The organism is Aeromonas sp. LsrichE-8G, assembly GCF_022869435.1.
In the GTDB taxonomy this organism is placed as follows: domain Bacteria; phylum Pseudomonadota; class Gammaproteobacteria; order Enterobacterales; family Aeromonadaceae; genus Aeromonas; species Aeromonas caviae.
On sequence record NZ_JALIHH010000013.1, the window covers coordinates 1 to 11,998 of the forward strand.

The following is an 11,998-nucleotide window of genomic DNA, read 5'->3' on the forward strand; positions in this document are numbered from 1 at the left end:
CATATCTATTAAGCCCGATTGAGTGACAGAATGCAATTCACTAAAATTAATAAATCACGCCATGCGGCCTACGCTTTGCACGTACATTTGGTGTTTATCACCAAGTATCGAAAGCCGATATTGGGGGATCTGCATCACGCTTCCTTATGTCAGTGTGCGGCAGAGGTTTGCAGAGATTTTGGTGCGGAACTGAAAGAGTGTGACGGAGAGGCTGATCATGTTCACATGCTGATAGAGTACGCGCCAACGGTGCAGCTATCGGTACTGGTGAACTCGTTAAAGGCGGTCACATCAAGGCGACTGCGTAATGAATTTCTGGACTTGAGAGGTGCTTACAGCAAACCCGTACTCTGGTCACGCTCTTACTTTGCGGGCTCTTGCGGCGGAGCACCGTTGGAGGTGATCAAGCAATACATTCAAAACCAGCGGGGCTGACGCCCCGGCGAAATTCCCCTCCCACCTACGTCGGAGGGAGTCCCCTTTCGCATTTAAGATGGGGAGCGCAACGGACACTGCGATGGCAAGCGATACGGGAGGTCCATAGGTCACAAACAGGAGGGAAACACTCTTGTCTGATGGCATATGAGATCATTTTTCAATCAATCCGCCATAACGCGACCATCCGGGGCGCGTTTCCCTCACCAGTCCCAGTCACCATCGTCGTTGCCGACTTTCATGCCAAGGTGGCTTTTATACAAAATCGCAACGTTGAAAACGTTTTTCATTCACCGCTCGTCTACCTGAATGGCACGAATGGTTGGCCACTTAAACTTTCGTGTTCTTTTTTTACCATTTCTGTGTGTCCCCCCCTTGCCCGGGACCCCGAGCCTGCCTAAAATCGCGCGTCTTTTATCAACCCCACCTCTATTGTTGGAGAACACCACGTGAGCGAAAAATTGGCCAACCCTGCCCCTCTGGGTCTGATGGGTTTCGGTATGACCACCATTCTGCTGAACATCCATAACGCAGGTTTCTTCCCCATCAGCGCCATGATCCTGGCCATGGGTCTGTGCTATGGCGGTCTGGCCCAGATCATCGCCGGCATCATGGAGTACAAGCGTGGCAACACCTTCGGTGTCACCGCCTTCATCTCCTACGGCACCTTCTGGTGGAGCCTGGTGTTCCTGCTGGTGATGCCGACCATGGGTCTGGCCGAGGCCACCCCGCACGCCTACATGGGCTGGTACCTGCTGATGTGGGGCATGTTCACCCTGTTCATGCTGATCGGGACCGTCAACTTCCCCCGCGTGAAGCAGTTCGTGTTCGCCTCCCTGACCGTGCTGTTCTTCCTGCTGGCCGCCCGTGACTTCACCGGCAGCACCCTGATCGGCACCATCGCCGGTTTCGAAGGCATCATCTGCGGCGCCAGCGCCATCTACCTGGCCATGGCCACCGTGATCAACGAGCAGTTCGGTCGCACCGTGCTGCCCATCGGCGAGCAGAAGAAAGCCGCTCCCGTCGAGCTCAAAGCCGCTGCCTAAGCACCCGGCGACATCGCTGTCACGAAAAAGGCACCCTCGGGTGCCTTTTGTGTTTCTACCGCCCGGACACCGTGCCGGTCAGCCCTGCGCCCCGGGATCCCCAGCCAGCAATCGGGTGGCCGGGTAGCGGGCGGCGGGATCCTGGCCGTAGAAGCGGGCGAACTGGTCATAGACCGCGGGGTAGACGGCGCGCAGACGCAACGGATCGGTGAAGAAGCTCTCGCTGCACACCGCGAAGAATTCGGCGGCGTGCGAGGCGGCGTAGGGGTCTATCTCGGTCACCTCCTCTCTGGTCAACTGATCGTTCATCTCGTCAAACGCACCTTGCAGCGCCCGGGTCCATTGCTGGGGATCCATGCCCCGCGGCAGGGGCGGTGCACCGTCCGCATCCCCTCCCAGCATGTCGAGCTTGTGGGCAAGCTCATGGATCACCAGGTTGAATCCGTCCCAGTCCCCGTCCTGCTGCAATTCGCTCCAGGCCAGCACCAGTGGCCCCTGGGGCCAGGATTCACCGGCGTTCTCCTCTTCAAATTCGCTCACCAGCCCGAACTCGTCCTGCACCTCCTGACGACGGGTCACGGGCTCGGGGATGATGATCACCTCGTGGAACCCTCGATACCAATCGAACCCCAGGTGCAGGACGGGCAGCACCGCCTGCAGGGCCAGCACCCCCTGCTGGCGGGGCGTCAGTTCCACCCCGATCTGGGTGAGGGTCTTGCGCGAGAGAAAATGGCGCGCCAGCTCCATCAGCCTCTGCGCCTCTTCTTCTTCAAGCCCCTGCAAGATGGGCACCGCCGCCAGCGCCTCGCGCCACTCCTGCTCTTCTGGGAGACGAGGCTCCCGGGGAGATGCACCACCCAATACCTCTTTCAACCTGGACCAGAACACACGGACTCCTCTTGCCAATCAGACAGCTTTCACAAAACGTTTCGGACGCTCGCAATACCCTTGCGCCAGATAAAATCGGTGCGCCCCTTCGCGCTTGAGGCTGCTGGAGAGCTCCAGCTGGCCACACCCCAGGGCTGCCGCCCGCTGCTCTGCCGCCGCCAGCAGCAGGGCCCCGATGCCCCCGCCCCTTGCACCCTCATCGACAACCAGCGCCGAGATCAGGCCCCAGGCTGGTGCAAGATGCATGGGTTGCAAGTGGTGCCACACCAGCCCCCCCACCGGGATCCCCTCGCACAGGGCCACCAGGACCTCCCGCGCCGGATCGGGCTGGGCCAGCCTGGCGCTGACCGCCCCATCAGGGTTGGGGTAGCCCAGCTGGGCAAACAACCCCGTCAATCCGGCCCCATCCGCCTCCCCGGCGAGGCGAATGATGTATCTGTTTTCCCTTGTTGCCACTCCTGGCCTCCTATTTGCATTACCTCAATCAGCCCTCTGGGCATGGCAAAGCGGCAGATGATGGGTATGTACCGAATCTTGTCCAGTTCCATTCACCATTTGTTAATGTCAATTCACAAATCAACAAAGTCACAACACTTTTCACTAGGAAGGCCCTGAACAAACCGATATGTTAAATCCCGCGGACTAACCAGTCGAAAGTCCCGCACAATCCTGAGTGACCCCCTTGGTCACCATATATTTCAATGTTAGGGCAGCGAGGCACAGACCTCGCCAAGACAGCGCAACAAAGGAGTTGTTGTACATGAATGAGATCGTCAATGCCATCAATGGCGTGATTTGGAGCCCTGCGCTCATTTATCTGTGTCTGGGGGTAGGCCTCTACTTCTCCCTGCGCAGCCGTTTCCTGCAACTGCGTCACTTGAAAGGCATGATACGCCTGATGTTTCAGGGCAAGGGCAACGATGCCGGTGTCTCCTCCTTCCAGGCACTCTCCATGACCCTGGCCGGTCGCGTCGGTACCGGCAACATCGCCGGTGTGGCCACTGCCATCACCTTCGGCGGCCCGGGCGCCCTGTTCTGGATGTGGATGGTCGCCTTCCTCGGCGCCAGCTCCGCCTTCGTGGAGTCCACCCTGGGCCAGGTCTACAAGGAGAAGATCAACGGTGAATATCGCGGCGGTCCGGCCTTCTACATCGAGAAGGGCCTGGGCATGAAGTGGTATGCCTGGACCTTCGCCATCGCCACCATCTTCGCCTGCGGCGTGCTGCTGCCGGGCGTACAAGCCAACTCCATCGGCTCCAGCCTGCAGACCGCCTTTGACATCGATCCCAACGTCACCGCCGCCGGTCTGGCGCTGCTGCTCGGTTTCATCATCTTCGGCGGCGTCAAACGCATCGCCAATTTCGCCAGTACCGTGGTGCCCTTCATGGCGCTGGGTTACATCATCGTCGCCTGCGTCATCATCGCCCTGAACATCGGCCAACTGCCGGGCGTGATCCTGCTCATCTGGAAGAGTGCCTTCGGGATGGAAGCCGGCTTCGGCGCCATTCTGGGTCTGGCCATCATGTGGGGTGTCAAGCGCGGGGTCTACTCCAACGAAGCCGCCCAGGGGACAGGCCCCCACGCCTCCTCCGCCGCGGCGGTGAGCCACCCGGCCAAGCAGGGCCTGGTGCAGGCGTTCTCCGTCTACATCGACACCCTGTTCGTCTGCTCCGCCACCGGCTTCATGCTGCTCATCACCGGCCTGTACAACGTGCAGGGTCCGGACGGTGCAGCCCTCTACACCGGCATCGCAGGCATCGCGGCAGGCCCCGGCTATGTGCAGACCGCCATGGAGAGCATGATGCCAGGCTTTGGCAACTACTTCGTCGCCATCGCCCTGTTCTTCTTCGCCTTCACCACCATCGTGGCCTACTACTACATCGCCGAAACCAACATCGCTTTTGTCAACCGCAAGATTAACCGTCCCTGGCTCACCTTCCTGCTGAAGATTGCGCTGATGGCTGCCACCGTCTACGGCACCGTCAAGACCGCCGATCTGGCCTGGGGCCTGGGTGACATCGGGGTCGGCCTGATGGCCTGGCTCAACATCGGTGCCATCCTGATGCTGCAAAAGCCGGCTTTCGCCTGTCTGAAAGACTACGAGGCACAGCTGGCCAAGGGTCTGGATCCCGTGTTCCACCCGGAAAAGCTCGGCATCAAGAACGCGGACTACTGGATTGAAAACCGCGCCGAAGTAAACCTGATGCGCGAGCAAACCGGCCACCCCTTCGAGGCGGACCCGGATACCGTTGCCAAGTAATCAGACGGCACAATGCAAAATGGCAGCTTCGGCTGCCATTTTCATTTGTGTTGGATGGGTGAGGGGTTCAAAGCACGTTGCGGCGCGGTCCGAATGGCAGGCGCCAGCGAAACAGGCTGTTGAGGGTCGCCCGCCACTGGTTGGGGCGCCCCAGGATCTGCCTCTGCAACCGGGTCTCTTCCTTGAGCATGGCCTCGTCACTGCGAGCCCAGGCCTGGGTGTAGAGCTGCTTGATCCCCGCCAGCGCATCCGGCGACTTGGTGATCAGGGTCCGGGCAAAGGCCCGCGCCTCTTCCAGAGGATCCGCGCACACCCGGCTCACCAGGCCGAGGGACTTGGCTTCGCTGGCTTCCAGCTCGCGCCCGCTCATGGCAAGCTCCATGGCGGTATCCATCCCCATCAGGTTGCGCAGGGTGACGCTGCCGCTCATGTCGGGGATGATGCCCCACTTGATCTCCATCACCGAGAAGCGGCAATCCGGGGTGCTGAAGCGAAAATCGGCGCCGAGCGCTATCTGCAGGCCGCCGCCAAAACAGACCCCCTGGGTCACCGCAATCACGGGCACCGGCAGTTGATGCCAGCCATAGGCCACCCGCTGGGCCAGGTTGGTCGCCTCGTCCGCCTCGCGCTTGAGGATCTCCAGCGCCGCCACCGGCTGCCTCAGCATGGATTTCACATCCAGCCCGGCGCAGAACGCCCGCCCCTCCCCGTGCAGGATCACGGCCCGCAGCCCTTTTTGCCGGGATAGCGCGTTCAGCGTCTCGTCGATGGCGTCGAACATGGCCCGATCCAGTGCGTTGAGCTTGTCCCCCCGGCAGAGCATCACCTCGGCGATCCCCTCCTGAAACACCCATTTGACCCTTGGCTTTTCCATCTCCGTCTTCGTCCTTTGATTCAACTGGTCATACCACAACGTTACCAGAGTGTTATGGGCAGGTACAGGGAGGCCGCCCCAGGCCTGCGACTAAAGTCGGCTGGCCCGGTGGTGGAGCCTTTGTCAGACTGGCCCCATGGTCACGGTGGAGCCTCTCATGTCACTTCTGTTCAATTTTGCCCGTCCACCGTTCGACGGCCTGGACGAGGAGGCACGCCAGCGGCTCGGTCAGCACCTCAGCATCTGCTACTTTCGCGCGGGCCAGACGGTGCAGCACGCCGGGGAGGAGCCCGCCGGGCTCTACCTCATCATCAAGGGGGCCGTGGAAGAGTCTGCCCCCCATCAATCCTTTGGCGACTATGGCGAGGGGGACATGTTCGACGTCCGTGCCCAGTTTGACGGGCACTGCCGCCACCGTTTCGCCGCCCTGGAAGATACCCTCTGCCAGCTCATTCCCCGCCCCGTCTTTCTGGCCCTGTGCGACGAGCACCCCCATATCGCCCGCTACTTCACCGCCACCCTGGCGGAGCGCCAGCGGGAGCAGGAGCGCCGCGGCCAGCTCGGACAGCAGAACCTGGCAGAGTTCATCCTGACCCGCATCGCTCCCGACCATCTGCAGGCGCCGCTGATCGTGGAAAGCAGCCTCTCGCTCCTGGCCGCCACCGAGGCCATGGTGGCCAGGGGCACCGACTGCCTGCTCTATCCCGGAGCAGACGGCAGCCTGAGCCTGGCCACCCGCAAGACCCTGCTCCACGCCCTCACCCTCAAGGGATTGTCGCTCAGTGCGCCGCTGGCGGTGCTGACCCCCACCCCGCTGACGGGTCTGCCACTGGGGAGCTATCTGTTCGATGCCCTGCTGCTGATGACCCGCCACCGCATCAAGCGCCTGGTCATCTGGCAGGGGCAGGAGGTGGCAGGCATCCTGCATTTGACCCAGGTGCTCGGGCTCTTCTCCACCCACTCCCATGTGTTGACCCTGCGCATCGCCCGCGCCGACTCCCCGGCCGCCCTCGAGGCGGTCGCCCGGGAGCAGCAGCAGCTCATTCGCTCCCTGTTTGCCCAGGGGATCCACACCCTGTTCCTGATGAAGCTCATCGCCACCATCAACGAGCAGTTGATCGCCAAGGCCTTTTCCCTGGTGATCCCCGCGGCGCAGCAAGAGCAGGTGTGCCTGCTGATGCTGGGGTCGGAGGGGCGTGGCGAGCAGATCCAGAAAACCGATCAGGACAATGCCCTGATCCTGCCGGATGGCCTGCCGTGGCCCACCCAGTCGGCGGATCTGGCCGCCTTCAGCGCCCTGCTGGCGCGCCTGGGTTATCCCCCTTGCCCGGGCAGGGTGATGGTCAACAACCCGGCCTGGGTGAAGCCGCTTGGCGGCTGGCTGCAAGGGATAGAGCAGGCCTGTGTGTGCGCCAGCGAAGCGGATCTGCTCTGGCTCGCCACCCTGGCCGATGCCCAGGCCATCACGGGAGATCGCGCCCGGCTCGCCCCCGTCGCCCGTCACCTGCGGGCCTGCCTCGCCGACCGGCCGGATCTGCTGGCGGAGATGGCAAGGGCCGCCGTCGCCTTTCACGCCCCCCTCACCCTCTTTGGCAGGCTGGAGCAAGCCCCGGAGGGGCTGGATCTCAAGCGGGGCGGCCTCTTCCCCCTTGTCCACGGCGTCCGGGTACTCTCCCTGGAGGCGGGGATCCTGGAGACCTCGACCACGGGGCGCATCGAGGCCCTGGTGAGCCAGGGACGCCTCAGCCGGGACTATGGCACCAATCTGGCGGAGGCCTTCCGGCTGTTCATGCGGCTTCGGCTGCGCAGCCAGTTGCAGGAGGGAGACGGACGGGTGCGGGTGGCCGACCTCGGCCCCGCAGAGCGGGATCTGCTGCGCCATGCCCTGCACCAGGTGAAGAAGTTCCAGCAATGGCTCACCTTGCACTTTCGTCTTAGGCAATAGCGATGTGGATGCACTGGCGCCGCCGCTGGCTTGGCAGGACGTTTCGGGAGGGGGAGTTTGCCCCGCTCTTTGCCCGCCCTGCTGGCGACGAGTGGGTGGCACTGGACTTCGAGACCACCAGCCTGGATCCGGCGCTGGCGGAGATCGTCTCCATCGGGGCGGTGCGCATCCGGGGCAACCGGATAGAGACGGGCGATGCCCTTGCCATCCGGGTCCAGGCTCCCGCCAGCCTGAGCGCCGGGTCCGTGGTGATCCACGGCCTGCGCCATCAGGATCTGCAACAGGGAATGGCACTGGAGCCCGCGCTGCGCGCGCTGCTGGAGTTCATCGGCCCCCGTGAGCTGGTGGGATATCACATCGCCTATGACCTGCGCATTCTCAACCTCGCCTGCCAACGGCTGTGGGGGCTCACCCTGCCCCAGCGCGGCATCGAGGTGAGCCGCCTCTATCACGATCACCTCTATCGCCGCTATCCCGATGCCGCCATCGATCTGCACCTGGCCGCGATCTGTCGCCATCTGGCGCTGCCAGCCCTGCCCCCCCACGACGCCCTGAGCGATGCCGTCACCGCCGCCCTTGTCTTTGTACGCCTGCATCAGGGCGGCCCGCTGGCTTATCCCAAAGTCTAATTGTTCGGAAATAACATTTAATTCACATTTTGCTCACATGGACAGCCGTGCTGTCCGGTAGGGAACCCCTCATCCACCGCTGACATTCACTGTCATGGAGAACTGCAATGGAACAGCAACCGTATCTTCGGATCCAGCAAGATCCCAACTTCCAGGCACTGGTCGCCAAACGCCAGCGTTTTGCCTGGACCCTCTCCATCCTGATGCTGGGGCTCTACCTGGCGTTCATCCTGCTCATCGCCTTTGCGCCGGGCTGGCTTGGCACCCCCTTGAGTGAAGGCTCCAGCATCACCCGTGGTATCCCGGTCGGGATTGGTCTCATCGTATCGGCCTTCGTGCTGACCGGTATCTACGTATTTCGTGCCAACGGCGAGTTCGACGAACTGAACCAGAAGATCCTCAAGGGAGCGCAATCATGAAAGGCAAGTTTCTGCTGCCGCTGGCAGGTCTGATCTCCACCCCTTTGCTGGCGGCCGACGCCATCAGCGGCGAGGTGCAACGCCAACCCCTCAATATCTCGGCCATCGTGATGTTCGTGATCTTCGTGGCCGCGACCCTGTTCATCACCTACTGGGCCTCCAAGCGCAACCGCTCGGCTTCCGACTACTACGCCGCCGGCGGGCGCATCACCGGCTTCCAGAACGGTCTGGCCATCGCCGGTGACTACATGTCCGCCGCCTCCTTCCTCGGCATCTCCGCCCTGGTCTACACCTCGGGATATGACGGTCTCATCTACTCCATCGGCTTCCTGGTGGGCTGGCCCATCATCCTGTTCCTGATCGCGGAGCGGCTGCGCAACCTCGGCAAGTACACCTTTGCCGACGTGGCCTCCTACCGCCTCAAGCAGACCTCGGTGCGCAGCCTCTCCGCCAGCGGCTCCCTGGTGGTGGTCGCCCTCTACCTCATCGCCCAGATGGTCGGTGCCGGCAAGCTCATCGAGCTGCTGTTCGGCCTCCAATACCATGTGGCCGTGGTGCTGGTCGGCATCCTGATGGTGCTCTACGTGCTGTTCGGCGGCATGCTGGCCACCACCTGGGTACAGATCATCAAGGCGGTGATGCTGCTCTCCGGTGCCTCCTTCATGGCCATCATGGTGATGAAGTCCGTCAACTTCGACGTCGGTACCCTGTTCAGCGAAGCGGTCAAGGTGCATGCCAATGGTGCGGCCATCATGAGCCCGGGCGGCCTGGTCGCCGACCCCATCTCCGCCATCTCCCTTGGGCTGGCCCTGATGTTCGGTACCGCCGGTCTGCCCCACATCCTGATGCGATTCTTCACCGTGAGCGATGCCAAGGAAGCCCGTAAATCGGTGTTCTATGCCACCGGCTTCATCGGCTACTTCTACATCCTCACCTTCATCATCGGCTTTGGCGCCATCCTGCTGGTCAGCACCAACCCGGACTTCAAGGACGCCACCGGCGCCCTGCTGGGGGGCACCAACATGGCGGCGGTCCATCTGGCCGATGCGGTGGGCGGTAGCCTGTTCCTGGGCTTCATCTCCGCCGTGGCGTTTGCCACCATACTGGCGGTCGTGGCCGGGCTGACCCTGGCGGGGGCCTCCGCGGTCTCTCACGACCTCTATGCCTGCGTCATCAAGGAAGGCAAGGCCAACGAGGCCGACGAGCTGCGCGTCTCCAAGATGACCACCCTGGTACTGGGTGTGGTCGCCATCGGCCTTGGCATCCTGTTCGAGAAGCAGAACATCGCCTTCATGGTGGGCCTGGCGTTCTCCATCGCGGCGAGCTGCAATTTCCCGGTGCTCTTCCTCTCCATGTTCTGGTCCCGCCTGACCACCCGTGGCGCCGTCTATGGCGGCTGGCTCGGTCTCATCAGCGCCGTGACCCTGATGATCCTGGGCCCCACCGTCTGGGTGAAGGTGCTGGGTCATGCCCAGGCCATCTTCCCCTACGAATACCCGGCGCTCTTCTCCATGGGGCTGGCTTTCATCGGGATCTGGTTCTTCTCGGTCACCGACAAGTCCCAGGCAGCCTCCGACGAGCATGCGAAGTTCTTCCCGCAGTTCGTCCGCTCCCAGACCGGGCTCGGTGCCTCCGGCGCCTCCGCCCACTAAGTGGCATCCCACGCATCCAAGCCGGCCCAGTGCCGGCTTTTTTCATGACCGCCCCTCGCCTCCCCTCTGCAAGAGAGGCCGGAGCCCGTTGCCGGCCTGGTCGTGAAACCTTCCCCCCTGCAATGGGGCCAGATCACAGTTCCTGCTAAAACTTTCGGGGGATCTGTGCCATAATGCGCGCCATTTGACAGACCAACCGGGACATTCCAGTGCTTTCAAGCAACAACATCACCATGCAGTTCGGCGCCAAGCCGCTGTTTGAGAACATCAGCGTCAAGTTTGGCGGCGGCAACCGCTACGGCCTCATCGGTGCCAACGGCTGTGGCAAGTCCACCTTCATGAAGATCCTCGGCGGCGATCTCGAACCCACCGGCGGCAATGTGAGCCTGGATGTCAACGAGCGCATCGGTAAGCTGCGCCAGGATCAGTTCGCCTACGAAGAGATGCGCGTGCTGGACGTGGTCATGATGGGCCACACCGAGCTGTGGGCCGCCATCGCCGAACGCGATGCCATCTACGCCAACCTGGAAGCCACCGACGACGACTACATGAAGGCCGCCGAGCTGGAAGGCCTGGTCGCCGAATATGATGGCTACACCGCCGAATCCCGCGCAGGCGAGCTGCTGCTGGGTGCCGGTATTCCCATCGAGCAGCACAACGGCCCGATGAGCGAAGTGGCCCCGGGCTGGAAACTGCGGGTACTGCTGGCGCAGGCGCTCTTCTCCAACCCCGACATCCTGTTGCTGGACGAACCGACCAACAACCTGGACATCAACACCATTCGCTGGCTGGAGCAGGTGCTAAACGATCGTGAAAGCACCATGATCATCATCTCTCACGACCGTCACTTCCTGAACTCCGTCTGCACCCACATGGCGGATCTGGACTACGGCGAGCTGCGGGTCTACCCGGGCAACTACGACGAGTACATGCTGGCTGCCACCCAGGCCCGCGAGCGCCTGCTGGCCGACAACGCCAAGAAGAAGGCCCAGATCGCCGATCTGCAATCCTTCGTCTCCCGCTTCAGCGCCAACGCCTCCAAGTCCAGCCAGGCTACCTCCCGCCTCAAGCAGATCGACAAGATCAAGATTGAGGAAGTGAAGGTCTCCAGCCGTCAGAACCCCTTCATCCGCTTCGAGCAGGACAAGAAGCTCTACCGCAACATCCTGGAGATCGAAGGCGTCTCCAAGGGTTATGGCGACGGTCCCCTGTTCAAGGGGCTCAATATGATGCTGGAAGTGGGCGAGAAGGTCGCCATCCTGGGTACCAACGGGATCGGTAAGTCCACCCTGATCAAGACGCTGGTCGGTGCCCTGGCACCGGATACCGGCACCATCAAGTGGTCCGAGAACGCCCAGATCGGCTACTACGCCCAGGATCACGCCGAAGATTTCGACACCGATCTCAATGTGTTCGACTGGATGGCCCAATGGAAGCAGGAGAACGAAGACGAGCAGGCGGTGCGCTCCGTGCTGGGTCGTCTGCTCTTCTCCCAGGACGACATCAAGAAGCCGGTCAAGGTGCTTTCCGGTGGTGAACAGGGCCGGATGCTGTTCGGCAAGCTGATGATGCAGCGCCCCAACATCCTGATCATGGATGAACCGACCAACCACCTGGACATGGAATCCATCGAATCCTTGAACCTGGCGCTGGAGATGTACAAGGGCACCCTGATCTTCGTCTCCCACGACCGCGAGTTCGTCTCCTCCCTGGCGACCCGCATCCTGGAGCTGACCGAAGACGGCATCCGCGACTTCGGCGGCACCTACGAGGATTACCTGCGCACCCAGGGTGTGGTGTAATCCCCCGCTTTCAAGCAAAGCGATCAGAACCGGCGCCTCGTGCGCCGG

The 11,998-nt window shown here is 62.2% G+C and carries 11 protein-coding genes; 8 read left to right on the forward strand and 3 right to left on the reverse strand.

Going from position 1 to position 11,998, the window contains the following annotated elements; translation table 11 throughout:
- Positions 1–30 precede the first annotated feature (30 nt).
- Together tnpA and MUW49_RS03850 are read left to right on the forward strand one after the other, a co-directional pair.
- Positions 31–435, forward strand: coding sequence for an IS200/IS605-like element ISAs26 family transposase (gene tnpA / locus MUW49_RS03845; protein WP_202211820.1), 405 nt, complete (start codon positions 31–33; stop codon positions 433–435).
- 449 nt (positions 436–884) lie between these two features.
- A complete protein-coding gene (locus MUW49_RS03850; RefSeq protein WP_039039055.1) occupies positions 885–1,481 on the forward strand; it encodes a GPR1/FUN34/YaaH family transporter in 597 nt (198 codons plus the stop codon).
- Positions 1,482–1,559: 78 nt separating this feature from the next.
- Here MUW49_RS03850 and MUW49_RS03855 read toward each other — a convergent pair whose 3' ends face one another.
- Both MUW49_RS03855 and MUW49_RS03860 read right to left on the reverse strand, forming a co-directional pair.
- Positions 1,560–2,369, reverse strand: coding sequence for a M90 family metallopeptidase (locus MUW49_RS03855; RefSeq protein WP_052815706.1), 810 nt, complete (start codon positions 2,367–2,369; stop codon positions 1,560–1,562).
- Between the two features lie 18 nt (positions 2,370–2,387).
- Positions 2,388–2,756 carry a GNAT family N-acetyltransferase gene (locus MUW49_RS03860; protein ID WP_234888624.1) on the reverse strand — a complete coding sequence of 123 codons (369 nt, stop codon included), beginning with the start codon at positions 2,754–2,756 and terminating at the stop codon, positions 2,388–2,390.
- Positions 2,757–3,129: 373 nt separating this feature from the next.
- On the opposite strand from MUW49_RS03860, the gene MUW49_RS03865 reads away from it, so the two are divergent.
- Positions 3,130–4,629, forward strand: a complete 1,500-nt coding sequence (locus MUW49_RS03865) for an alanine/glycine:cation symporter family protein (protein ID WP_043156472.1) — start codon at positions 3,130–3,132, stop codon at positions 4,627–4,629.
- Positions 4,630–4,696: 67 nt separating this feature from the next.
- Here the strand turns inward: MUW49_RS03865 and MUW49_RS03870 are convergent, their stop codons facing one another.
- Complete coding sequence (locus MUW49_RS03870) at positions 4,697–5,503, reverse strand: crotonase/enoyl-CoA hydratase family protein (protein WP_043156474.1); 807 nt, start codon at positions 5,501–5,503, stop codon at positions 4,697–4,699.
- Between the two features lie 157 nt (positions 5,504–5,660).
- Between MUW49_RS03870 and MUW49_RS03875 the strand changes: the two genes are divergently transcribed.
- From MUW49_RS03875 to MUW49_RS03895, 5 genes are all read left to right on the forward strand, one after another.
- Positions 5,661–7,448 carry a putative nucleotidyltransferase substrate binding domain-containing protein gene (locus MUW49_RS03875; RefSeq protein WP_244812420.1) on the forward strand — a complete coding sequence of 596 codons (1,788 nt, stop codon included), beginning with the start codon at positions 5,661–5,663 and terminating at the stop codon, positions 7,446–7,448.
- 2 nt (positions 7,449–7,450) lie between these two features.
- Positions 7,451–8,077, forward strand: a complete 627-nt coding sequence (locus MUW49_RS03880) for a 3'-5' exonuclease (RefSeq protein WP_029314461.1) — start codon at positions 7,451–7,453, stop codon at positions 8,075–8,077.
- A gap of 107 nt (positions 8,078–8,184) precedes the next feature.
- Complete coding sequence (locus MUW49_RS03885; RefSeq protein ID WP_039039049.1) at positions 8,185–8,496, forward strand: DUF485 domain-containing protein; 312 nt, start codon at positions 8,185–8,187, stop codon at positions 8,494–8,496.
- A complete protein-coding gene (locus MUW49_RS03890; RefSeq protein ID WP_010674577.1) occupies positions 8,493–10,148 on the forward strand; it encodes a cation acetate symporter in 1,656 nt (551 codons plus the stop codon). The genes MUW49_RS03885 and MUW49_RS03890 overlap by 4 nt, the downstream gene beginning before the upstream one ends.
- Before the next feature lie 209 nt (positions 10,149–10,357).
- Entirely contained in the window at positions 10,358–11,950 is a 1,593-nt protein-coding gene (locus tag MUW49_RS03895; RefSeq protein WP_010674576.1) for an ABC-F family ATPase, read from the forward strand.
- Positions 11,951–11,998 lie beyond the last annotated feature (48 nt).